The organism is Lachnotalea glycerini, from assembly GCF_003201285.1.
Lineage (GTDB): Bacteria > Bacillota > Clostridia > Lachnospirales > Lachnospiraceae > Lachnotalea > Lachnotalea glycerini.
This window is the reverse complement of the sequence record NZ_QICS01000001.1, coordinates 685447-710260: the sequence shown is the minus strand read 5'-3', so window position 1 is coordinate 710260 and position 24814 is coordinate 685447. Positions and strand designations below refer to the sequence as shown.

The window sequence follows — 24814 nt, the reverse complement described above, 5'->3', positions numbered from 1 at the left end:
GGTGAATTCTTCAAAAATTATTAAAATTCATACATATATTGCAAAAATTCGTTTTATATATTGGGTATTATTTGTCCTATATTATGTAGTGAGGGCGGCTGTAAATAATTGTTATCTAGGAGACTTGTTTGACGTAATTTCCAGGGTACTAATTTCAGTGTTAATTATATTGGACTTTGCTTATTCCAGAAAAAATTATAACAATAATTTTCAAATCATTCAGGTGATTCGAACACCTATGGCTATGTGGTCAAGTGTTAATGTAATCATTCATTCGGACAGAATTTATGTCGCTTTACTTTCTATGCTTTTTTTTGTTGCATTGGTCATACAAATTTTATATTTAACAGATATTTTTAGATTTAGGCACAAGCTTATTATGTTTTTTATTATTTTACTTCCAATGTTGATTGCCGATTGTGTCAAAATCATACAAATGAGTCATTGGAGTTTTATCATACATTTGATTCTTTTTAATTTGATTCTATTTACTTACATGCTAGTTATGATAACTTTAATTTCACATATATTTGCTGAAAATAATCTAGAAATGAAAAGATTAAGAAATGAATTATTTATCATGAAACAAAATGTTAAGTTAGATAATTTGGATACTGAGAAGTCTTTAGAAAATGCATATGAGAGGCTAAGTCACGAAAATTCTGAAATGCTTGTTGAAAATCTGATTCAGCAATATATATCTTCCTCTTTAGAAATAAGTAATCTAATGAAGCTAATATCTGAGAGTCTTTCAGAAGCCTTGGTTGTTAACTTATGCAGTATTATTGTAAAGAACGAATATGATGAAAGCTATCAGTATAATAGTCGTGCTATTTGTGAAAGTATAAAAATGGAACATTTTAATTCTCATATTGAGGATGGTAGTTTGATCAAATGCTTTCAAGATTTCAGAGAACCATTTGTAGATAATCAGGTTGATATGAAAAGATATGATTTTTTAGAGGGTATGAATATTAAATCATTGTTGATTTATCCTTTGGTAAATGAAGAAAATTGGCTTGGTATGCTTGTGATCGGTAAAGACACAAATGATTATTTTTTGAATAATATGAGTTTTTTTGAAAGAGTAAGCACACAATTTTCAATTGCATTAATGAATGCAAGAATATATACTAAAATGGAAAACATGGCAATGAAAGACGGTTTGACTGGTATATTTAATAGGACATATATGATACAAAAAATCAATGAATATATATCTGATATCGTTTTGAATAAAGGTTCATTAACTGTAATCTTATTTGACATTGATAAGTTCAAGAAAGTAAATGATACATATGGCCATTTATTTGGTGATGAAGTAATTAGGGTTTGTGCTGATGCGGCCAAAGAAGTTGCAGAGAAAAATCATGGTTTTGCTGCACGCTACGGAGGAGAGGAATTTGTTATAGTTTGTAAAGAAAAATCAATTAATAAGCTGCATCAACTGGCGAATCAGTTACATACCAAAATTAAGGAAACAAAAATAAAATACAGAGGCAGTACTCTTTTTGTGGATATCAGCATTGGCGCAGCGGCATATCCGACGACATGTGATAATCCCGCCGAGCTTCTTGACAGAGCAGATAAGGCCATGTATCATTCTAAGATAAGTGGAAGAGGATGCATTACATTTGACGGAGAGTATGAATAAGGCTATACAAAAGGAGGCAAACATGAATTTATGTAGTATAACAAGCGGAAGCAGTGGTAATTGTATATATGTTGGTTCTTCAAATACTCACCTGATGATAGATGCAGGAATTAGTGGAAAAAGAATCGAAAATGGTCTAAATCAAATAGGCTTAAAAACTGCGGATATGAATGGAATATTAATCACACACGAGCATTCAGACCATATTGGAGGATTGGGTGTGGTTTCCAGAAGATATGGTATTCCAATTTATGCGACCAAAGGAACTATTCGTGAAATAAAAAGTGCAAAATCGTTAGGTGCGATACCAGATGAATTGTTTAGAGAAATTGAAGCAGATAAGGAATTTCAGGTGGATGAGTTGACAGTACATCCGTTTACCGTGTCTCATGATGCAGTGCAGCCGGTTGCTTATCGAATTTCACGCGGTGAGAAATCAATCGCTGTTGCAACAGATTTAGGAAAATATGATGATTATACTATAGACAATTTAAAGGATTTAGATGTATTATTATTAGAAGCGAATCACGATATCAACATGCTGCAAGTCGGATCATATCCGTATTATTTAAAACAGCGTATTTTAGGTGATAAAGGACATCTGTCAAATGAATTGTCTGGCAGATTACTTTGCAGGCTGCTTAGTGATAAGCTAAAAGCAGTGGTTTTAGGACATCTTAGCAAAGAGAACAATTATGAAGAGCTTGCTTACGAAACAGTAAGGCTTGAAATATCAATGGGTGAAACCTCGTATAAGCCAGGTGATTTTTCTATAACCGTAGCAAAAAGAGACTCAGTATCTGAACTCATAGCAATATAGTACAGAGGGATCGGTTAAATTTAACATAGTAATTTATGAATCAACTGTACAGAATGATACAATAACGAAAAAGAGGAGATTAATATGAAAAAGACAATTATAACAGTAGTTGGAAAAGATACCGTAGGTATCATTGCTAAGGTTTGTACCTACCTGGCTGGAAATGACATTAATATCTTAGATATATCACAAACAATCGTACAGGATTATTTTAATATGATGATGATTGTTGATGCAAACAAATCATCCAAATCTTTTGGTGACATGGCTGTTGAACTTGATAAAATTGGAGAGGAAATCGGGGTTAAGATTACTTGCCAGCATGAAGATATTTTTAATAAGATGCACCGAATTTAGCAAAAGTTGGAGGACTTAACTAATATGATTAATATGTTTGAGGTCAATGAGACCAATAAGATGATAGAACAAGAGAATTTGGATGTGAGAACTATTACCCTTGGAATCAGTTTGCTGGATTGCATTGATTCTGATTTAGAAGAATTAAATAGAAAAATATATGAAAAGATAACAACAACTGCCAAGGATTTGGTTAAAGTCGGAAATGAGATTGAAAAAGAATATGGTATTCCCGTTGTAAATAAAAGAATATCAGTTACTCCGATCTCTTTAATTGGTGCTGCTGCCTGTAAAACTATAGACGATTTTGTAACGATAGCGAAAACGCTAGATAAAGCAGCTGTTGAAGTTGGTGTAAATCTACTTGGTGGGTATTCAGCACTTGTTTCAAAAGGAATGACAGCGTCTGATGAATTGTTAATTCGCTCCATTCCAAAGGCATTGGCAACAACAGAAAGAGTTTGCAGTTCTGTGAATCTTGGATCTACAAAGACAGGAATCAATATGGATGCTGTCCGATTGATGGGTGAGATATTGTTGGAAACAGCAGAAATGACAAAAGAAATAGATTCTGTATCATGTATGAAGCTGGTAGTATTTTGTAATGCCCCTGATGATAATCCATTTATGGCAGGTGCATTTCATGGTGTAACAGAAGCAGACGCTATTATTAATGTTGGAGTTAGCGGTCCTGGTGTTGTTAAGACAGCCTTATCAAAGGTTCGTGGTGAAAGTTTTGAAGTGTTATGTGAAACAATTAAGAGAACTGCATTTAAAGTAACGAGAGTAGGTCAATTAGTGGCACAAGAAGCATCCAAACGTTTAAGTGTACCATTTGGAATTGTGGATTTATCTTTGGCGCCAACACCGGCAATAGGTGACAGTGTGGCTGATATTCTATGTGAAATTGGACTGGAATATGCAGGTGCCCCAGGAACTACTGCAGCATTGGCATTATTAAACGATCAGGTTAAAAAAGGCGGTGTGATGGCATCTTCCTATGTAGGGGGATTAAGTGGTGCGTTTATTCCTGTAAGTGAAGATCAAGGAATGATTGATGCAGTATTAGCTGGTGCATTAACTCTGGAAAAATTAGAGGCAATGACATGTGTTTGCTCTGTTGGACTCGACATGATAGCTATTCCGGGGAGCACTAAAGCAACAACAATATCAGGAATTATTGCGGATGAGATGGCGATTGGAATGATCAATCAGAAGACAACTGCTGTTCGAATTATTCCTGTTATTGGAAAAGATGTTGGGGAGACAGTTGAATTTGGTGGGTTATTTGGTTATGCACCTATTATGCCTGTGAATCAGTTCTCATGCGATGCTTTTGTAAATCGTAAAGGACGTATACCAGCGCCAATTCATAGCTTTAAAAATTAAATCGAGTTTTCAAGCATAATTAGTATAAAGAGTTTCTACAGCAATAAGCTGTGGAGGCTCTTAATTCATGACATGAGGATAAGATTTATTAATTCAGCCTATAGAGCCTGCTATGGAACTAAGGATGGAAAATTTTAAAGAAAGGATAAATGCAAACACATAATTGAAACCCTCTGAGTTTGCGCCTCAACTAATATGTACATATATTGCTTGAGACTAGGTATTAAATTATGAAAACAAGGGATATTGTATCCTGTGGAATGTTAATAGGTGTTGCAATGCTTGCCGGGTATATTGAACAAACGTTTCCAATTAATATGGCAGTACCGGGTATTAAATTGGGACTTGCCAATTCGGCTACAATAATAGCTTTATCTGTTTTGGGAAAAAAGGAAGCAATTTTAATTACTGAGTTGAGAATTATTTTAACTACATTTATGTTTGGCAAATTATTTGCTATGATTTTTAGTATTACAGGCTCGGTACTGAGTCTTCTTGTAATGTTATTATTAAAGAAAACAAATAAATTTTCTAATGTTGGAATCAGTGTATCAGGCGCAGTTATGCATAATGTGGGTCAAATTATTGCGGCGGCTTTACTACTGCATACAAAAGCGATAATATATTATTTACCTGTTTTGTTTCTTTCGGGAATTATTGCGGGAATCATAATTGGGATAATCAGCCAGATAATTATAGACAGAGTGAATGTATTTCAAAATAGGAGTTCAGAGTGAAAAGAAAGTTAAATAATTTTACATTTAAAATATTACTAATAGGTGTAATTACATGGATTGGCTTAACAGGTTGTTCAGCAAAGAATTCAGATGCGTATACGAGTGTAGACTTTGCCATGGGAACGGTTATTAATCAGACTATTTATGCAGATTCTGATGATACCCAAGAGGTATTAAATCTGATAGTTGATATTGAAGATAATATGTTATCATGGAGAATTCAATCATCAGAAATAGCAAAAATCAATGCAATGGCTGGAGTGGGAGCAGTAAATGTATCAGATGATGTGAGAGCAGATTTACTTACTGCAATTGATGTTGGCAATCATAGTGACGGAGCCTTAGATATTACAATAGGAAAAATATCAAGATTATGGGATATTGAAGGGGATAATCCCAAGGTTCCACGCGATGAGGAAATCCAAGCACTTCTAAAGGATGTAGATTTTAATAAGTTAATCGTATCAGATGAAGGTGTTTCGTTACCTGCTAATTCAAGTATTGATCTTGGTGCAATTGGTAAAGGAATTGCATGTGATAAAATCAAACAATACTTTGATCAAAAGGGGAATGTAGATGGGGCAGTTATTTCAGTAGGTGGAAGTATTCTTGTCTATAAAAGCAAGCCGGATTCTTCAAATTGGAAAGTAGGTATTACAGATCCAAGAGGAGAACAGCAAGACGTTTTTGCTGCTTTATCATTTCATGATGCTTGCTTCGTTTCGACTTCAGGCGATTATGAAAAATATTTTATACAGGATGGAAAACGCTATCATCATATTTTAGACCCTAAAACAGGTTATCCAAGTGAGAGTGGTTTGATTTCAGTAACTATTGTAAGTGATTCTGGTGTTCTAAGTGATGCATTATCGACGGCATGCTTTATATTAGGATATGACAAAAGTTTGCCGTTACTGGAGTATTACGATGCCGAGGCTATATTTGTTGATTCCGATAAAAATGTCATGGTAAGTCAAAAATTAAAGGATAGTATTACAATTTTAAAAGATGATTATAAAATAATAGAATAAACAAGCAGCGTTCAATTTAAATGCGCTGATTGCTTTATTCAAAGATAACAATTTGTTGTTGAAATTCATTTGGAATGCTAAAGTCAAATTTATCAATGACAATGGTATTATAAATATCAGACGCTAAAATGTCTTGTTCCAACATAAGAAGTCCTAACTGTGTTAAGTGATTTTTGGCATCAGCCAGCTTGCTGATAATTGGGATACCAGAGTTTGCTTTGATGGCAGTCAGTAAGGGGGTAGAGGATTTCCTAAACCCAAGGATTCGTATATATAGAGCATAGTTATGCTCTATAAATTGGTGAATCGTATCTGCTTCTAGGTTTAATAGAATGTGAATCAGACTGCGATTGATTCTTGTAAAAGTGTATTGTTTACTTTTTAATAAGTTGGCAAAGTCCTCATAATTTTTAAATTGAGAAAGCATTCTTGTAATGGTATTTGCAAGAGATTCGGAAACGTCCCAATATGCCTGAAAAGGTTTTGAATTTTGAAGGAGCAGGCGATACTTTAATAAAGAAGAAAAGTCATTTGGATATATTGGAAAAGTTCTGTTATATGCCTCAGATAAAATGTCAAAAACATAAGAGGGTACCTGTTCCCTAAAGCTATTTAAGCCACTTGTTTGAAAGGCTGTGCGAATGGCTGTAGCGGAGCATATCTTGTCTTTAATTAAACTATCATGATAGCCGGATACGACTCGTTTAATAGCCAGAGGAATAATTTTACTATTTTGCTTAATCAGCGCTTTGATATATTCAATTGCCAGAATATTGTTAGGTTCCGATAAAATGGGCTCAAGCTCTTCTTTTGTCATTGTCGTATCGGCCATGTAATCAAGAAGTGCTTTTTTTCTTCCTATAGGAAAGGAAAGCCCCTCTTTTAGATATTTTTTCAGCAACTCCTTAAAGGTCAATGGCTCATCGGCTAGGATGAAAGCAATCTTTTTTAGAATTTCAGTATCACCACATTCACTGCCAAAGCATAAATAATCAATGCATCCCATTTGGCTAAGCAAAGCGACCGATCCTGATGCAAAGAATTCTGCACTTGACGTGGAATAAGCACAGGGCAGTTCAATGACTAGATCTGCCCCACTGGCTAATGCCATACGAGTACGGCTGTATTTATCAATAATGGCAGGAGTACCACGCTGTAGAAAATTGCCACTCATAACAACAACTACATAGTCGGCATCTGTTAATTTTTTGGCAGTTTTAATATGATATAAGTGCCCATTGTGAAAGGGATTGTATTCTGTAATAAGACCCACTATTTTCATGCTATAGGGAATCCTCTCTTTCTAAAAATATATTTGCATATACTATAACACATGAGTAGCGCAAGTCAAGGAAATTAATATGGTTGACAGGAATATAAATTAAAGCAAATTGTATTTTATTTAAAAATCATGTGAAACTTATGTTAAATAAATTGAGAAAGTATGTTGTTATAGTGCAAAAAGAGTTATAATAAAAAGGAATAAATTGTTAGAGTTAGAGAGGAATTTCAAATGAATATATTGTTTTTTTTGATACCTAAAAGTGATACGGCTTACATATATAGTGATTTTACAGTAAGGCAAGCACTGGAAAAGATGAAGCACTATGGATATACGGCAATTCCTATGATAGACAGAGATGGAAAATATAAAGGTACTGTTACAGAGGGAGATTTCTTATGGACTTTGGCTAATGATTTGAACAAAATAAGTGATTTAGAGCATATATCCATACTTGATATTAAGCGAAGGGTAAATAATAAGCCGGTTAATATTGATGCAAATATTGAGGATTTGATGGACATGTCATTGTATCAGAATTTTATACCGGTTATAGATGATCAAGAGGTTTTTATAGGTTTGGTTACAAGAAAGGATATTATACAATATTTATCAAAGCAATGTTTTCAAAAGTAAGATCTGGTAAAAAAGATTGTTAAAATTTTAATTAAATGTTCTAAAAAAAATACTTCTTGTATACAATAAACATTAGTAGTATAATGAAATTAAGCGTGATAAAGACATAATTTGAGGTAATAAATAGATATTTTCTATTTTTAAGGCGAATTATGCTTTTTTACTGAGAATAGTAATACACACTGGTGAATAAACCTCGATGAATGAGGAAAAAATAATAAGATACACATGAAAGGAGTCTTACCACAATGGGATTTATTGACACTATTAAGGAACGTGCAAAAGTAGACAAGCAAACGATTGTGTTGCCGGAAACTGAGGATCGCAGAACTTATGAGGCGGTGGCTGCCATATTAAAAGAAGGGATAGCCAATGTAGTTTTAGTTGGCAGCAAGGATGCTGTTGAAGAAGGAAGTAAAGGATTAGATATATCAGGAGCAGTTATTGTTGATCCAGCTACTTCTGAAAAAACATCTACATACATTGATAAACTGGTAGAATTAAGACAGAGTAAAGGAATGACACAGGAACAGGCTAGAGAAATATTGTTATCGAATTATTTATACTACGGTGTAATGATGGTTAAATTAGGTGATGCAGATGGAATGGTATCAGGTGCGTGCCATTCAACAGCAGACACCTTAAGACCATGTTTACAGATTCTTAAGACGAAGCCAGGTACCAAATTAGTTTCTGCATTCTTTTTAATGGTTGTTCCAGATTGTGAGTTTGGTGCAAATGGAACCTTTATTTTTGGAGATGCAGGTCTAGAGCAGAATCCTGACCCAGAGAAATTAGCAGCAATAGCAGCTTCTTCAGCAGAATCATTTAAGTTATTGGTACAAGAAGAACCGATTGTTGCGATGCTTTCCCATTCTACAAAAGGAAGTGCAAAGCATGCTGATGTTGACAAGGTAGTTGAAGCAACTAAAATTGCAAAGGAACTGTATCCGAATATTGAGATTGATGGAGAATTACAGTTAGATGCTGCAATTGTTCCAAGTGTTGGTCAGTCTAAGGCACCGGGAAGCAAGGTAGCCGGGCGTGCCAATGTATTAGTATTCCCTGATTTGGATGCAGGAAATATCGGTTATAAATTAGTTCAAAGATTAGCTAAGGCAGAGGCTTATGGACCAGTTACACAAGGAATTGCTAAGCCGGTAAATGATTTATCTAGAGGTTGTAATGCAGATGATATCGTGGGTGTAGTAGCAATTACAGCAGTGCAGGCACAGGCAAATTAGTCAATTAAACATAAGGAGGAAATTCAAATGAATATTTTAGTAATAAATTGTGGAAGCTCATCACTTAAGTTTCAATTAATTAACTCTGACACAGAGGCTGTATTAGCAAAGGGACTTTGCGAGAGAATTGGTATTGATGGAAGATTAGTATATCAGCCAGCAGGCAAAGAAAAAGAAATAACAGAGGCAGCAATGCCTACACATAAAGAGGCCATTCAAATGGTACTTGATGCATTAATGAATGCCAAAACAGGTGTGATTAAGAGCTTAGATGAGGTTGGTGCAGTTGGTCATAGAGTGGTACATGGTGGAGAAAAATTTGCAAGCTCAACTGTAATTACAGCAGAAGTTATGAAAGCAGTAGAAGAATGCAATGATTTAGCACCACTTCACAATCCAGCAAACATTATTGGTATCGAAGCTTGTAAAGCTTTAATGCCAAATACGCCAATGGTAGCTGTTTTTGATACTGCATTCCATCAGACAATGCCTGAGGAAGCATATATTTACGGAATACCGTACAAATATTATGAGCAATATAAGGTGAGAAGATATGGATTCCACGGTACCAGCCATAGCTTTGTATCTAAGAGAACAGCAGAGTATTTAGGAAAACCGCTTGAATCTTTAAAGACTATTGTATGCCATTTAGGTAACGGTTCAAGTATCTGTGCAGTAAATGGCGGTAAATCCGTTGATACTTCTATGGGGCTGACTCCTCTTGAAGGTGTTATGATGGGAACCCGTTCAGGTAATATTGACCCAGCTATCATGGAATTTATTGCTAAAAAGGAAAATCTGGACATTGATGCAATTATGAATATTTTAAATAAGGAATCAGGAGTTTATGGAGTTTCTGGACTTTCCAGTGATTTCAGAGATCTTGAGAATGCAGCGGAAGAAGGAAATGCAAAAGCTAAATTAGCAAGAGAAGCTTTCTGCTATCAGGTAGCAAAAATAGTTGGAGGATATGCAGCAGCTATGAATGGTGTAGATGCAATTGTATTTACAGCAGGAGTGGGTGAAAACGATGGTATCGTTAGAAAAGAAGTTTGTAAATATCTTGGTTATTTAGGTGTACAATACGATGAAGCTTCATCATCAGTAAGAGGTAAGGAAGCAACACTTTCCACTTCTGATTCTAAGGTTAAGGTTTTATTGATTCCAACGAATGAAGAACTTGCAATTGCAAGAGAGACATTATTATTAGTTACAAAATAAAGTATCAGGGCTTGTGTGTTTTAAATAGCTAAATATGTAAATGGTATTTGAATATGCACAGAGCGAATTTTATTTTGTAGTAAGAATATATTTCGATAGTATAGAAAATTTAAGCTCACGAATAATTGTGAGCTTAAATTTATAAAAGATGTTGACAAAGCAACACAAGGTAGGTATAATAATACAAGTGTGTATAGGAGACTATTATGCTAATAAAATTGACAGACGTTTTAGCCTATGAAGATAAAGTAATACAGACGAAAGCGCCATTAGAAATGGATTTTTTTGATATTAAATCAGGTAAATTTGAAATTGTATTTAAAAGTGATGTAAATTTGCTCCTTACGAATGTAGGAAATAAAAACATTACGATTGAAGCAAAAGCAGATTTAACTGTTTCCATTCCTTGTGACCGCTGCTTAGAGCCTGTTAAAACGAAATTTCATATTGATGTCACTAAAGATGTAAATCTGGGCTTAATTGAAGAAAATAGGGAAAATGAGCTGGATGAAAAAGATTATATTATGGGATATGATCTTGACGTAGATAAATTGATTTACGCTGAGATTTTAATTAACTGGCCTATGAAAGTTCTTTGTAAAGATTCTTGCAAGGGAATATGTAATAGGTGTGGTGCAAATCTCAATCTTGGGGAATGCGGCTGTGATCGGGCAGAGTTAGATCCAAGAATGGCAGTTATCCGTGATATATTTAACAATTCTAAGCAATAGTTCAATATTATTGAATTGGAATCATTCAATAATACTTTTGAAACTTATTGAATAATAAGGAGGTGTGACCATGTCTATCTGTCCAAAGAATAAATCTTCTAAATCGAGAAGAGATAAAAGAAGAGCTAATTGGAAAATGAGTGCTCCAAATTTAGTAAAATGCAGCAAGTGCGGTGCTTTAATGATGCCTCATAGAGTTTGTAAGGCTTGCGGATCTTACAACAAAAAAGAAATTATTTCAGTTGATTAGTTAGCTAAAAGCTAGTAAAGACAAGGGTTTGAAACAATATCATCCCTTGTTTTTTGTTATAAAATCTAATTTTACCTATTTGTAACATCAATTTATTTCTTTAACAATATCAGCACAATCTAGCTTAACCATTTCAAGTAAATTAGCACTGACACGTAAAATATGGTACGACAAATCAAAAGGTAAGAGATTATCTGAGTGTAGTAAAGGGAACAATGATCTTGATAATTCTATCAGGGTTATTTTTTTGTAATTTTCGTATTCCACTTTTATTTTTTGAATATGTATGATAAGATAAAAAATGTTTATCAATATAGTCAATAAAAGTTATATATAGATAGTTTACCATTTGTAATCTATTCTTCAATTACAAAGTTTCTATAGAAAAAAATAAGTTATAAAGGAGGAAGAAAATACATTATGAATGCAGATTTCGATACGATTGCGTCTTATTATGATGCAATGTATATTGATGAAGAAGAATACAAAAAAGAGGCTGAAAAAATTATATCTATTTCTAAAGAATTTAATATATCCGGAAATAATAAGCTTTTGGATATGGGATGCGGAACAGGAGAACAGACTAAAAATTTATCAAGTAATTTTGAAATAGAAGGAATGGACTTAAGTGAGGCTATGCTAAAAAAGGCAATTCAGAAAATGCCAAATTGTAAGTTCTACAAAAAAAATATGTTTGATTTTGAGTTGGATGAAACATATGGTGTTGCAGTAAATCTTTTTGGCAGTATTGGATTTGCTAATGATTATAATGAATTAGTCAATGGTTTAAGATGTACTTTTAGATGCTTGGTAAATGGGGGGATTTTAATATTAACACCTTGGGATACGCAGGAAACTTTTGAGGAAAATATTTATCATGGATCAGGAGAGACTGAAACTATTAAATTTTGCTATATGGAGTCTGTAAAAAGAATAAGTAATAAAAAGGTAGATGTAGATATGTATCATCTGATTAGCAATCATGGCAAAATTGATCAATATAAAAGTAAGCAGCAAATTACATTATTCACAGAAAAAGAATATTTATCTGCAATCAAAAAGGCTGGCTTTCATATGGTAAAAAGATTATCAAAGATAGATTTTCGTATGGGAGCTTTTATATGCAGAAAATAGTAGAGGAGAAAATATCATGATAGATACAATTAACGAATGCAGCAACAATAATGCATTGGCAAAAGAATTTACAGTTTATCAATTATTAAAATTTGCATTTCCTACTATCTTAATGATGATTTTTATGGGATTATATACTATTGTTGATACTATATTTGTAGCGCGATTTATTAATACGGACGCATTATCTGCGATGAATATTATTTGTCCGTTGAATAATTTTATTGTAGGTCTGGGGACTATGTTAGCGACAGGAGGGAGTGCTATTGTAGCCTGTAAAATGGGAGCAGGAGAAGATAGAAGGTCAAGACAGGACTTTACACTAATTATATTAGTGGGTTTCGTAATTGGTTGTATGATTGCTGTTGTAGGACTGATTTTTTTACGTTCTATTATATTCGCTCTTGGAGCAAGTTCATCTTTATATCCATATTGTAGAGACTATTTATATATACTATTGCTTTTTACACCTGCAAGTATGCTGCAAGTATTATTTCAAAATCTAATTGTTACAGCCGGAAAACCAAGTCTGGGTATGTTCTTATCCATTAGTGCAGGAGTTGCAAATATAATTTTAGATTATTTGTTTATTGTATTGCTTCATTGGGGCATGAAAGGTGCAGCGCTGGGAACTGGTATTGGTTATCTGATTCCATCCATTATTGGCTTTGCATTTTTTATAATTAACAGAGGTACTTTATATTTTAATAAACCAATTGTGGATTTTAAGGTAATAGCAAAAAGCTGCTTAAATGGTTCGTCAGAAATGGTAAGTCAATTAGCTGCAGCTATTACAACATTTTTGTTTAATATTACAATGATGAAATTAGCAGGAGAAGACGGAGTTGCAGCTATTACAATAATGATTTACACTCAGTTTTTTGCATCTACTTTGTATATTGGCTTTTCAATGGGAGTCGCACCAGTAGTAAGCTATAATTTTGGAAGTAATAATTCACAAAATCTTAAAAAAATCATAACAATATGTTTGCGGTTTATCATTTGTACATCCATTTTAATATGTGCATTACTATTTATATTTGCACCAAATCTGGCAGAGGTATTTTCTCCTTCACATACATCTGTGTATAAGATTACGAAAGAGGGATTTTTAGTATTTCCACTTAGCTTTTTGTTTAGTGGAATTAATATTTTTATTTCCTCTATGTTTACAGCGTTATCTAATGGAAAAATATCTGCAATTATTTCGTTTTTGAGAACATTTGGATTTATAACAATAGGTATTATCATTTTAGCAAAGCTATTTGGAATAATTGGTGTATGGTTAGCTGTTCCAATAGCAGAGTTTTCAACAATATTTATTTCCGTTTTTTTTATTATTAAATATAAAAAAATATATCATTATATTTAGTAGGCATTCAGAACCAACATATCACTATGTGATTTTGTTGGTTTTTTTTGTCCAGCATGGGCAATCATTCGTATGATAAAAGTCATAATAGGTCGAACTAAGATATGCAAAATTGAAATGAGTCGAAACAAAACGTAAGATGCGATAATAATTTCTTGAAAATAAAGATGAATGTTGTTATAATTTGTCTATATAAATAAACATTAAAACGGCTTGAATGCTGCGTTTTTCTGCTTATTTTGATTTGTATTTATGAAAAAGGAAGGGGCTTTTATGTATAAAAGGATGAAATTTCTTGAAGAAGGAAGAACAAAAGAAAAGCTTACGCCATATATGAATCCACCAAAAAATTATATTAATTCTGAAGAAAAGAGTGTATTTTTGGGTTATCCTCAAACAATACCGAATCCAATAGCATTGGAAACGTATAAAAATTATTTGGAATATAATGAAAATCATGTAGGTGTTTTTTCTAATGTATTTACCCAATTAGACCAAACAAGAAAAATGGAAAAAGAATTGATTGAGATGCTAGGGGACTTATATGGCGATGATACTGTGGATGGATATGTGACTTCTGGAGGAACAGAAGGAAATATAATGGGTACTTGGATTGGAAAAGAATTATTGGGAAAGGATTGCTGTGTCATTAAGTCCTATTTAACCCATCAGTCAATTGATAAAGCATGTTGCTTATGTAGTTTATCCAATGTAATAACAATTTCTTATACAGACGAATATGTAATGGATTTAGCCGAACTGGAATCAATCATTAATAGCCAAATTAACCTAGGTGTTAAAAGCTTTATAATTGTTGCAACAATGGGATATACCATGACTGGAAGTAAAGATAATATAGAAAAGATAGATATGCTAATTCAACATTATGAAATGGAAAATAGTATTAAGTTTTATTTTCATATAGATGCTGCAATAGGTGGACTGGTGTTTCCTTTTTTACATGAAAATGAGGGTATATTCAAATACAAAAGTGTGAAATCGTTAACGGTTGATCCACACAAAATGGGGTATGTTCCATTTTCAGCAGGTATATTTATTTGTAGAAAATCATTACAAGAGAGTATTGCTATTCCAATTAAGTATGCTAAAACGGTTTATGATAAGACACTGATTAGTTCAAGAAACGGAGCCGCCGCCGCCACATGTTGGGTTATGTTTCAGTATCTAGGAAAAGAAGGATTTAAGCGTGAATTAAATAAATTAATCATTTTAAAGGAATATCTGGTAAAACAATTATTAAGCAAAAACCTCATAGAAGTAATATCGGACCAAGGAACCAACATGGTATGCATTCATTTTAATTGTATACAAGATGGAATATTATCTGATCAATTAGAAAAAAAATATATTCTGGATGGTTTTATACTTAAATACAGAGGACAAGATTACTACTGCTACAAAATATATATTATGCCCCATGTCACAAAGGAAAGTTTAGACTATTTTATTGAGGATATTGTACGTATAAGCCAAGTAAACAGAAAGGATAACTAGGATGAAAACTATGTTGACGGTTCCATGTCAATGGAATTTAGAAAGTATAAAAAGAATAGTTGGATTGAGACAAAGTAATGGTATTCATATTGGAGAAATGTATGGAGCGTTATCAAACGGGATTACGCCTCAGGGACGGTCTTTAGCAATCGCTCATAATACAACAAAAGAAAATGCTTTGCAAATCAAGAGAATTTTAGATGAACATAATATTTCTTTTGCTTATCTTATTAATACACCTATTGAAATAGAATCATGCAGGTTTTTGGATGAGGAGCTGGAATGGATTATTAATGAGTTTAAGGCAGATTCCTTAACGATATCTTCCAAAGAACTGATGCAATATATAAGAAAGAGATATCCCGATATTAGAATTAACGTTTCAACAATTGCAGGAATAAAAACAATAGAGGATGTAAAATCTTATTTATCAATATCCCCGGCTAAAATCATTGCACACCACGACTTAAATAGAAATTTTAAGGATTTGAGAAAGGTTTTAGATTATGTAAAAAATAATAATATGCAATTAGAACTTATGGTGAATGAAAGCTGCTTGAGAAGATGCCCATATAGAGAGCAGCATTATAACGAATTGGGAATGGGGAATGATGATAGAAAGTTTCATGAAAAATGTAATTTAATCAAAATACAAAATCCTTATCAGCTTCTAATGGCAAATTTTATTAGACCCGAAGATTTGTATGTATACGAAAGCTTAGGCGTTAATCTTTTCAAAATTACAGGACGTTCTAAGCCAATAGCCTGGATGGAAGAAGTAGTTCAAACTTATCTTAACAGAGAATTTAAAGAAAATTTAATGCGTTTGTTAGGTATTGATCCTTTACTAAAAGCAGAAGATTGGATATTCATATCAAATAACAGTTTAGATGGGTTTTTGCAGCATTATTCTGATTGCGATAATTTACAACAGGAAATCAAATATTGTGAAGATTGGATTATAAAATTGTATCATAATAAACAATTTTATATAGATAGAGAAATGAATTGTCAAGAGAAAAATGGAAGATTAATATTTGAACCAGTAAACGGAATTTACTAAACGGGATATGGAGGAAAAATGGAAATTAAAAATTTTGATTATTTTAAAGTAGGAACGGTGTTTAATCCAATTATATGTAGAAATCCTGTTAAATTGCAAGGACAAAAAATATCAATTGATTATCCCATGAGATTAAATGCAATGGCAATAGACCCTAGCAAGATTGTAGAAAATAATAATATGAAATATACTCCAGGAGAGGTTGTTTTTTCTACTCAAATATTTGCAGAAATTGAAATAGGTATCATATCTGATGAAAAGATAGTTGTAAATGAGGAAATAAAAGATAGAGAAACTGTTATTAGACATGCATGTTTAATTATGAAGAAAGCACTGGGATATGAGGGCGGTTTTCAAGTTAATATTAAAAACTACAATAATTTAAAGCATTGTGGATTAGGTTCAACCGGATGCTTGCAAGCAGGAACCGCCGCCGCAATTAATCATTTGTTTGGCTGCCCGATTGAGGCTGACATATTAATAAGGTATTTGGCTCAAAATTATGGGGAGGAAATAGATCATGATTCTTTTAATTTAAATCCCGTTCAGTGTATTGGAGGCTCTGCCGCTTCGGGTCTGCATACCGGCGGATTATTAGTATTGGCAGGTGAAAGTACCGTAATCTTATCGGTTGATATCAAGGAGGACTATGATGTTATTATAGGAATTCCGGACAACTATGTATTTATAGATTCGAAATGTCAATTTGACGATGAAAAAGAGAACTTAGATAAGTTTATGGACTGCGGAACGAAATATAAAAATGAAATTGCCTTTAATATGTTACATTATTTTCTACCCTCCGCAATTAATGGAAATCTAGAAGTGGTAGGGGATGTCATTTACGATTATAGATATAATATGGGTAGTATACAAAATTGCTCCTATACATACAACGGTATGGTCAGCTTAATGGATGAATTATCCTTTCTTAAAACAGAAAAATATGTAGATGTCCTATCAATTTCATCTGTAGGACCGGCAGTATTTGCAATAACTAAAAATTCAGCCAAGTGTTTGGAAGCTTTTAAAGAAAAAGATATGAAAATTATAAAAACGAAGATCAATAATGGCATTTACAAAGTTAATTACATGAAATAGCGGAGAAAAAATATGAATTATTTAAGTCTGTATGAAAAATATCGCAATAATGAGGAATTTAGTGATTATTCATTAAGCTACAATAAGGACAATATGATATTTAATTTAATAAATGACTTATCTCCAAATGAAGTGTTTCAATATTTAAATAAGTATCCCGATGAAAATTATGAGGAAATAAAAAAAATTTTAAGTGAGGAATATTCAAATGAGAACTTTTTGGTTGGAGCAGGTTCTGAGGATATCATATGGAAGATTAATAATTTCCTACTAAAAAATCTAAAAGTAGGCGTTGTAGTACCAAATTTTTATCGAATATATGAAACATTAGATAATGTTGAATTTTTATTTCTGCCTATCAGTATAGAGGAATTATTATTAGATATTGAAAAATTAGAACAACAAATAAGATATAAAAAGTGTCAGGCGGTTTGGATATCCAATCCTAATCCTATTACCGGAAAAGGGTTCTTAATGCAACAATTAAAGACATTAGTGGAAAAAATGTCAGACATACTTTTTATAGTAGATGAAGCTTCCATGGATTCAGTGAGTGATATAAAGAGCTATTCTCTTTTGGAAAATGGAATCAGTTATCCTAATCTTATTATTCTTAGAACATTTTCAAAATATTATGGCTTTCCGGGTATCAGACTTGGTTATGCTGCAATGGACGAGAAATTCAAGCGAATAATAGAGGATCAAGAGTCAGTATTTCCAGTTAGCAATTATTCTGTTCTATTAGCAAAAAAGCTTATATTAAAGAAAAGTCTCTTTAAGAATATGGAGAAAAAAATAGATGATCACAAAATGCAGCTAACAAAGCTTGTTTCAAATAATACTGATTTTTATGTTTGCAATTCCTTAAGTAATACCTTAATTATAGGATATAACAATAATAGTATAAGTATATGGGATTTGCTGGTGAAAGAAAATATACTAAGCTTTTCGGTAAAAGAAGAAAAGGGATTGGAATTTGCAAATGCAGTAAGAATTACAATTCATAGTGATGAGGATAGTTTTGTTCAATTATATAAAGCGGTGGAAAGAATGTTAGGAAATATAAATATATGAAAGAAAAAAACAAGAAAGGAAATTATTTATTCATTAGTGATTTAGACGGTACTTTACTCAATAAAAACCATGAACTGGAGCCGGAAGCTGTCAAAAGTCTAAATGATATGATGAAAAAAGGACTCAAGTTTACGTATATAACTTCCAGAGATCATAGAAGCTCAAGGGAAATTATGAAGCATATTGAATTTACGCTCCCGGTGGCAATATGTGGCGGAGCTGCCATAGTGGATTTTAGAACAGGACGAATAATAAGGGATTGGAACATCAATTATGAAGTGGTAAGAATTGTCATATCTTTTTTGCAATTATACAATTTTGAGGTTTCACTAGTTACAAATGAAAAGGGAAAAGTTAATCATTATAAGATTGCTGGAAGCTCTGATATAGTCAAAATAGACAAGCTTAAATCTGAAAGAATAATTTCGATTGCTTTTAAAGATAAACCAGAAAGAATAAAAAATGTATATGAAAGCTTTATGAAACAAAATGGTAAGATGATGAAAGCATCTGTATTTCAAGATGCCGATAATACATCAGGGGCAATAATAGAAATTATATCTTCTCATGCTTCTAAAGGCTTAGCTGCTGAAAAAATAGTTAATATGTATCAAGAATTAAAAGAGCATAGGGTGGTTGCATTTGGCAATGATATGAATGATTTTGACTTATTAAAGTATGCAAAGATTGGCGTGGGAGTAGGAAATTTACCAAAAGAATTACAAAGGTATGCAGATATTCAATTAGAATATTCTCAAGGATTATCCGTAATCAAATTGATAGAAAACTATTTTTATGAAAGATAAAAGGAAAGGAAGTAAATTGAAGAAAGTAAGTGAAGAAAAAGCAAACGATTATTGGAATAGCAGCAAAATTGTAAGTGAATTTGCAAATGCAGGTATTCCGTTATACTGGAAAGATTATTTTACTTGTGTTGTTGAACCCCAAAATGATACAGTTTTAGATTTGGGATGTGGTGGAGGCAGAAACACGTATATGCTTGCATCACTTGGATTTCAGGTGTTAGCATGTGATTTACATGAAAATATGTTGGAAGCAGCGCGAAAAAAGATTGAATTACTGGAATTAAATGAAACAGAAAAAGTCAGCTTTAAAATAGCTAATATGTTAAGTCTTCCTTATGAAAATGAAAGTATAGATTATGTTTTGGCAAATGGAATCTATCATAATACATCATCTGTTGAAGAATTTATTACAGCAATTAGAGAAACATCACGAATATTAAAGAGAGGAGGACATCTATGCATGAATGTTTTTACCGATGCTTTCGTAGAAAAAGATTTGATTAAGAAAAGCGAAGATTATCTATACGAAACACCGGATCAATTGGATATGATTTTATTGCCAGAACATAAAATATTAGATATTTTAAAGGATAATTATTTGTTGCCAGAAGGTAATACATTTTCATACCAAACAAAAATTAATATTGGAAATAGGAGTGTCTTAAGGGGAATTTTCATAAAAAATAACTTGTGAGCAAAACACTGTATATAAGGTGTGCTAAATATTAAAATCAAACGAAAGGAGTAGTTTTTATGATGTCATTATATTAGATGTCATATGAACGAAAAGTTATATGAGCTTAAAGGTATGTGTAATTTGTAATTTAAATTGTAGCCGCAGAGAAATGGATATGGCTAAATTAAAAGTTTATTTGAGAGCCAATGGTTATGAGTTAACAAATAAAAAAGAAGAAAGTGATTATATTGTAGTTACGAGCTGTGGTTTTATTAATGAAACTGCGAAGATGGCATTAGATGAGATTGAGAGTGCAAAAAAAATATCAGCGGAAATAATTGTAACAGGATGTGTACCAGACACGGATGTGGATAAATTGAAATCTATATTTACAGGTACCGTTATTAGAAACACTGAATTGGAAAAATTCGATGACATATTCGGTAAATTCCATAAACTTTCTGATATTCAAGAAGTACATGATATGACTTGGGGGGACAAATACTTTTGTGTTGAGGTATCACGAGGATGTCCGGAAAATTGCTCATATTGTGCAACAAAATGGGCAGTAGGCAAATTACATAGTAAAACAGTAGAAGAGTGTGTGACAGAGGTGGAAGCATTTAATGAAAGTGATGCTGATAAAGTAGTCATTAATGGAGATAACGTGGGTGCTTATGGTTTGGATATTAAAGAGAGCTTTGCGACCCTACTCACCGCTCTTCCGTTTAAAGAAAATTCTTATAGTGCACTTATTGATTCCTTACATCCTAAATGGCTGTTAAAATATTACGATAGTATACTGGAAGCAGCAAAAAAGAATAAACTAGGAATGATAGTTTCAGCTATTCAGGCTGGAAGTGAGAGAATTATAGACTTAATGAACCGAAAAGTCGATGTGCATCAATTAAAGGAAGCTTATATTGAAATTAAAAAGTATAGTCCTGATATTATTCTGGGAACAGAGGTTATAGTTGGATTTCCAACCGAAACGGAGTCAGAATTTATGGAAAGCGTTGCATTTATTCTGGATACAAAATTTGATTGGGGGCACATCTTTGCATTTTCTCCTAAAGATGGGACAAAGGCAGCAGCTATGAGCGGTCAGATAGAACAACAGGAAAAAATGAGAAGAATTGATTTTTTCATAAGTCAGTTAGGAGAGAATGGATACGTAGTACATAAAGAAGAAAAATCGCAAGCGGTTATTTTTTGTAAAAAAGAAGTCTGTTTAAGAGCAAATACGAATGATAATGTTTATTGGCAACATTGCTTGGATACAATTTGTCCAGATAGAAGCAAGCAGAGCAAATATTTAGAAACCATAAATTCAGGAGTATAATAATGGAGAAGAATAAATATGTTTGTTTGATTCAGCCACATACATCATTTAAGCTGGCAAAAATACAGCCGGCGCTGTTCGATCAGTTTGACAGTATTGGCTTATTAGCCTTAGCTTCTTATCTTAAAAGTAAGGGTTATATTGTAGAAGTCTTACATTTAGCAAAAGCATTAAGAAACGGTTATACGGTAGAACAGGTTATAAATAAGATCAAAGAAAGAAAGCCTGTCTTGTTTGGAATTGGGAATATGTGGGTTCATCAGAGCGTAGGAATGTTAGAAACTGCGAAATTAATAAGAAATATATATGGAGATATTCCTATTGTTATTGGTGGACAGCATGCCAGCTTTTTTGCACAGGATATTGTTAGAGGTTATTTTGATATAATTGATGGAGTAATTGTGGGTGAAGGAGAAGAGACTCTTCATGAATTGGTGAGGTCAGTAGAGAATACCGGTAAGTTGGATAGGGATATAGCCGGATATATGACTTATGATCAGGACATGAATCAAGTCTCGTTTAAGCCAAGAGAAGTCAAACTAAAACTCGATGATCTTCCTTTTATGTCACATTCCGTTGTATGGCCGAAAATAAAGCCTGCAAAGGGTGATATTATACCGTTTGCTGCGGCTTTGGATACGGTTAGAGGAGGATGTCCTCAGCAGTGTGCATATTGCTTAGAAGCAGATGATATTGGGCGTTTGGGCAGAAGAAAACGTGACTTTCATTCTCCTGAATATTTAGTAGAGCAATTAAAAATATATTTAAAAGAAGGCAAAACAAATATTTTGATACAAGATTCCTTTTATGCAAATGGGAATAAACCGATAGAAAAATATGTGGAATTAGTTAAAAAGAATAATTTGAAAATGGATGCTATGCATTTTTTTATTGAGCCAGGCTATGTCAACTCAGATATTTTTGAAGTGTTAGAATCCTTTCCGGCTAAAAAAGTTGCAGTTGACTATGGCATTGAAACAGGTTCTGAAAAAGTTGCTAAAAATATGAACCGTTATCATAACATGGATAAAATATATTCAGATGTAGAAATATTAGGAAAAACAAAAACCTTATCAACAGCATGGTGGCTGATTAGCTTGCCGGGAGAGACTAAAGAGGACGTTCGGTTAACTGAGGAAGCGATTAAAGAGACAACGAAAATGGGAGTATTTACAGAAAGAGTTTCTCAACTATTGCTTTTCCCACAAACTGATTTATATAAAAACAGGCATTTATATAATATAAATGCATATTTTCATAATTATGATGATTTCAAAATATTCTCTACGGTAGAAAGAAGAGAAAATGGAATCTATTCCGAGTTAGTAACTCATGATATGCCATATCAAACTAAAGAGGATACTTTAAGATGGCTAAAGGAATTGAAAAAAAGTACAAGAGAAGCGACAGTAAAATCTCCATATTATAAACAAATGACTGAACTAGGCTTTGAATTAAATGATTTTGATTTCTTTTAAAAATTACATAAGGTGGAATAGAGAAAATGAAATATGTGGATATAGAAAAATCTTCAAGAAAATATTTGTATCAATTATATAAAAACATGGATTATCCGTATATGGGAGTTACTGTAAATGTTGATATGACACAACTTTATCTTTATTGTAAAAAAACAAATCTCTCAATTTTTAAAACAGTTTTATTTTTTGTTTCGAAAGCAGCTAATTCTGTAACAGAATTTAGATATCGATTAAAAGAGGATAAGGTAATAGAATATGAAATTATACATCCTTCTTATACATTGCTGACGGTAGAAGATGCTTTTAATTTTTGTACGGTTGAATTTGATGCGAATTTTAATAGATTCTATGAAAGAGCTGTTATAGAATCAGAAAAGCTGCGTGGCAATATAGATATCTATCATGAACCAGATAGAGATGATCTTATTTTTGTTTCATGCGTGCCATGGCTGGCTTTTACCCAGGTAATACAACCGGTCAATACTAAAACTGCCGATTCCATTCCACGAATTGCGTGGGGAAAGTATGAGAAAATAGGTGATACAGTTAAACTACCATTAGGAGTACAGGCACATCATGCTCTAATGGACGGATTACATTTAAGCCGTTTTTATGAAAAGGTTCAAGAATATTTTTACAATATTGAAAAATATTTGTAATATAGTAATTTTATACTATGCTTGTTATAAGAGGAGCTGTTGTCCAAATGGTTATATTAATCATTTTTCAACGGCTCTTTTTGTTATCTAAAAATGATATAATACAGTATAATGAGTCAGATATAATATTTATTGGAAAATAATCAAAATAAATATTGATTTATAAATCGATATCTAGTATATTGATTATTAGGTATTCAAGGAGGGAAATTGACTCATATGCAAGAAATAGTGAAAGTGGCAGTTGATGCTATGGGAGGGGATCATGCCCCGGGAGAAATCGTAAAAGGTGCAATAGAAGCAATAAATAAGGAGAACAATATTAAAATATTTCTTGTTGGCAAAGAAGAGATTGTTAAGGCAGAACTTAAGAAATATGAATATAATAAAGAACAACTTGAAATAATTAATGCTACAGAAGTAATTGCAACCGAAGAACCACCTGTAATGGCGATAAGACAAAAAAAAGATTCATCTTTAGTAAAGGCTATGAACATGGTAAAAAATCATGAGGCAGACGCTCTTGTATCAGCAGGTAGCTCGGGAGCTATTCTTGTAGGGGGTCAGGTAATAGTTGGAAGAATAAAAGGAATAGAAAGACCTCCACTTGCTCCATTGATTCCTACAGCTAAAGGAGTTTCATTATTGGTTGATTGTGGTGCCAACGTTGATGCCAGAGCATCGCATTTAGTTCAATTTGCAAAAATGGGTTCTATTTACATGGAGAATGTAGTAGGTATTAAAAATCCAAGAGTTGCAATTGTAAATATAGGGGCAGAAGAAGAAAAAGGAAATATGCTTGTTAAGGAGACGTTTCCTTTATTGAAGGAAAGCAGTGATATTAATTTTATCGGAAGCATTGAAGCAAGAAATATTCCAAGCGGATATGCGGATGTAATAGTATGTGAGGCATTTGTAGGAAATGTTATCCTCAAATTATATGAAGGTGTTGGCGCAACTTTATTGACTATGATGAAAGATGGTATGATGTCATCTTTAAAGAGTAAAATAGGAGCACTTCTTGTTAAGCCTGCGTTAAAAGCAACTCTTAAGTCCTTTGATGCCAGTGAATACGGCGGGGCACCGCTTTTGGGACTGAATGGACTTGTAGTAAAGACTCATGGAAGTTCTAAAGCCAAGGAAGTTACCAACTCAATTATACAATGTGTAGCTTTTAAGAATCAAAAAATTAATGAAAAAATCAAAGCAAATATTATAATGAAGGATGAGTAAGTAGAA

The 24814-nt window shown here is 32.8% G+C and carries 24 protein-coding genes; 23 read left to right on the top strand and 1 reads right to left on the bottom strand.

The genetic code is table 11. From position 1 onward, the window contains the following. Position 1: 1 nt before the first annotated feature. The 6 genes from C8E03_RS02905 (at position 2) to C8E03_RS02880 (ending at position 5988) form a co-directional block, all read left to right on the top strand. Entirely contained in the window at positions 2 to 1654 is a 1653-nt protein-coding gene (locus tag C8E03_RS02905) for a sensor domain-containing diguanylate cyclase (RefSeq protein ID WP_110290246.1), read from the top strand. Between the two features lie 22 nt (positions 1655 to 1676). After that, a complete protein-coding gene (locus C8E03_RS02900) occupies positions 1677 to 2474 on the top strand; it encodes an MBL fold metallo-hydrolase (protein ID WP_094379951.1) in 798 nt (265 codons plus the stop codon). 84 nt (positions 2475 to 2558) lie between these two features. Then, on the top strand, positions 2559 to 2831 hold the full coding sequence (locus C8E03_RS02895; RefSeq protein ID WP_094379901.1) for an ACT domain-containing protein: 273 nt from the start codon (positions 2559 to 2561) through the stop codon (positions 2829 to 2831). A 24-nt stretch (positions 2832 to 2855) separates the two neighbouring features. Continuing rightward, positions 2856 to 4220, top strand: a complete 1365-nt coding sequence (locus tag C8E03_RS02890; protein WP_094379899.1) for a PFL family protein — start codon at positions 2856 to 2858, stop codon at positions 4218 to 4220. 230 nt (positions 4221 to 4450) lie between these two features. Then, positions 4451 to 4957, top strand: a complete 507-nt coding sequence (locus C8E03_RS02885; RefSeq protein WP_094378722.1) for a Gx transporter family protein — start codon at positions 4451 to 4453, stop codon at positions 4955 to 4957. Beyond that, a complete protein-coding gene (locus C8E03_RS02880; RefSeq protein ID WP_110290245.1) occupies positions 4954 to 5988 on the top strand; it encodes an FAD:protein FMN transferase in 1035 nt (344 codons plus the stop codon). The genes C8E03_RS02885 and C8E03_RS02880 overlap by 4 nt, the downstream gene beginning before the upstream one ends. Before the next feature lie 34 nt (positions 5989 to 6022). Here the strand turns inward: C8E03_RS02880 and C8E03_RS02875 are convergent, their stop codons facing one another. Then, on the bottom strand, positions 6023 to 7270 hold the full coding sequence (locus C8E03_RS02875; RefSeq protein ID WP_094378725.1) for a nucleotidyltransferase: 1248 nt from the start codon (positions 7268 to 7270) through the stop codon (positions 6023 to 6025). A 231-nt stretch (positions 7271 to 7501) separates the two neighbouring features. Between C8E03_RS02875 and C8E03_RS02870 the strand changes: the two genes are divergently transcribed. The 17 genes from C8E03_RS02870 to plsX all read left to right on the top strand — a co-directional run bounded on the left by C8E03_RS02870 (position 7502) and on the right by plsX (position 24808). Then, positions 7502 to 7906: a CBS domain-containing protein gene (locus C8E03_RS02870; RefSeq protein WP_094378727.1), complete on the top strand. Its 405-nt coding sequence runs from the start codon at positions 7502 to 7504 to the stop codon at positions 7904 to 7906. Between the two features lie 248 nt (positions 7907 to 8154). Continuing rightward, a complete protein-coding gene (gene pta / locus C8E03_RS02865) occupies positions 8155 to 9150 on the top strand; it encodes a phosphate acetyltransferase (protein ID WP_110290244.1) in 996 nt (331 codons plus the stop codon). Positions 9151 to 9177: 27 nt separating this feature from the next. Next, complete coding sequence (locus tag C8E03_RS02860) at positions 9178 to 10371, top strand: acetate kinase (protein WP_094378731.1); 1194 nt, start codon at positions 9178 to 9180, stop codon at positions 10369 to 10371. A gap of 206 nt (positions 10372 to 10577) precedes the next feature. Continuing rightward, positions 10578 to 11102 carry a YceD family protein gene (locus C8E03_RS02855; protein WP_094378733.1) on the top strand — a complete coding sequence of 175 codons (525 nt, stop codon included), beginning with the start codon at positions 10578 to 10580 and terminating at the stop codon, positions 11100 to 11102. Positions 11103 to 11172: 70 nt separating this feature from the next. Continuing rightward, positions 11173 to 11352 carry a 50S ribosomal protein L32 gene (rpmF, locus tag C8E03_RS02850; protein WP_094378735.1) on the top strand — a complete coding sequence of 60 codons (180 nt, stop codon included), beginning with the start codon at positions 11173 to 11175 and terminating at the stop codon, positions 11350 to 11352. A 420-nt stretch (positions 11353 to 11772) separates the two neighbouring features. Beyond that, positions 11773 to 12486, top strand: coding sequence for a class I SAM-dependent DNA methyltransferase (locus tag C8E03_RS02845; RefSeq protein WP_094378737.1), 714 nt, complete (start codon positions 11773 to 11775; stop codon positions 12484 to 12486). Positions 12487 to 12502: 16 nt separating this feature from the next. Beyond that, on the top strand, positions 12503 to 13858 hold the full coding sequence (locus tag C8E03_RS02840; protein ID WP_094378739.1) for an MATE family efflux transporter: 1356 nt from the start codon (positions 12503 to 12505) through the stop codon (positions 13856 to 13858). A gap of 273 nt (positions 13859 to 14131) precedes the next feature. After that, entirely contained in the window at positions 14132 to 15373 is a 1242-nt protein-coding gene (locus C8E03_RS02835) for a pyridoxal-dependent decarboxylase (RefSeq protein WP_170122876.1), read from the top strand. Between the two features lies 1 nt (position 15374). Continuing rightward, positions 15375 to 16436 (top strand): U32 family peptidase, encoded by a 1062-nt coding sequence (locus C8E03_RS02830; RefSeq protein ID WP_146212295.1) that lies wholly within the window; start codon positions 15375 to 15377, stop codon positions 16434 to 16436. A gap of 18 nt (positions 16437 to 16454) precedes the next feature. Further along, a complete protein-coding gene (locus C8E03_RS02825) occupies positions 16455 to 17537 on the top strand; it encodes a GHMP family kinase ATP-binding protein (protein WP_110290241.1) in 1083 nt (360 codons plus the stop codon). A gap of 12 nt (positions 17538 to 17549) precedes the next feature. After that, a complete protein-coding gene (locus C8E03_RS02820) occupies positions 17550 to 18611 on the top strand; it encodes an aminotransferase class I/II-fold pyridoxal phosphate-dependent enzyme (RefSeq protein ID WP_110290240.1) in 1062 nt (353 codons plus the stop codon). Beyond that, positions 18608 to 19417 carry an HAD-IIB family hydrolase gene (locus C8E03_RS02815; RefSeq protein WP_094378749.1) on the top strand — a complete coding sequence of 270 codons (810 nt, stop codon included), beginning with the start codon at positions 18608 to 18610 and terminating at the stop codon, positions 19415 to 19417. Before C8E03_RS02820 ends, C8E03_RS02815 begins: the two co-directional genes overlap by 4 nt. 16 nt (positions 19418 to 19433) lie before the next feature. Beyond that, positions 19434 to 20111, top strand: a complete 678-nt coding sequence (locus tag C8E03_RS02810) for a class I SAM-dependent methyltransferase (protein ID WP_170122875.1) — start codon at positions 19434 to 19436, stop codon at positions 20109 to 20111. Positions 20112 to 20211: 100 nt separating this feature from the next. Then, the gene (locus C8E03_RS02805) at positions 20212 to 21435 is read left to right on the top strand and encodes a radical SAM protein (protein ID WP_094378753.1); all 1224 of its coding nucleotides are present in this window, start codon (positions 20212 to 20214) and stop codon (positions 21433 to 21435) included. Positions 21436 to 21437: 2 nt separating this feature from the next. Next, the gene (locus C8E03_RS02800; protein WP_110290238.1) at positions 21438 to 22913 is read left to right on the top strand and encodes a B12-binding domain-containing radical SAM protein; all 1476 of its coding nucleotides are present in this window, start codon (positions 21438 to 21440) and stop codon (positions 22911 to 22913) included. Between the two features lie 26 nt (positions 22914 to 22939). After that, positions 22940 to 23575, top strand: a complete 636-nt coding sequence (locus C8E03_RS02795; RefSeq protein ID WP_110290237.1) for a CatA-like O-acetyltransferase — start codon at positions 22940 to 22942, stop codon at positions 23573 to 23575. Positions 23576 to 23794: 219 nt separating this feature from the next. After that, positions 23795 to 24808, top strand: coding sequence for a phosphate acyltransferase PlsX (gene plsX, locus C8E03_RS02790; RefSeq protein ID WP_094378758.1), 1014 nt, complete (start codon positions 23795 to 23797; stop codon positions 24806 to 24808). Positions 24809 to 24814 lie beyond the last annotated feature (6 nt).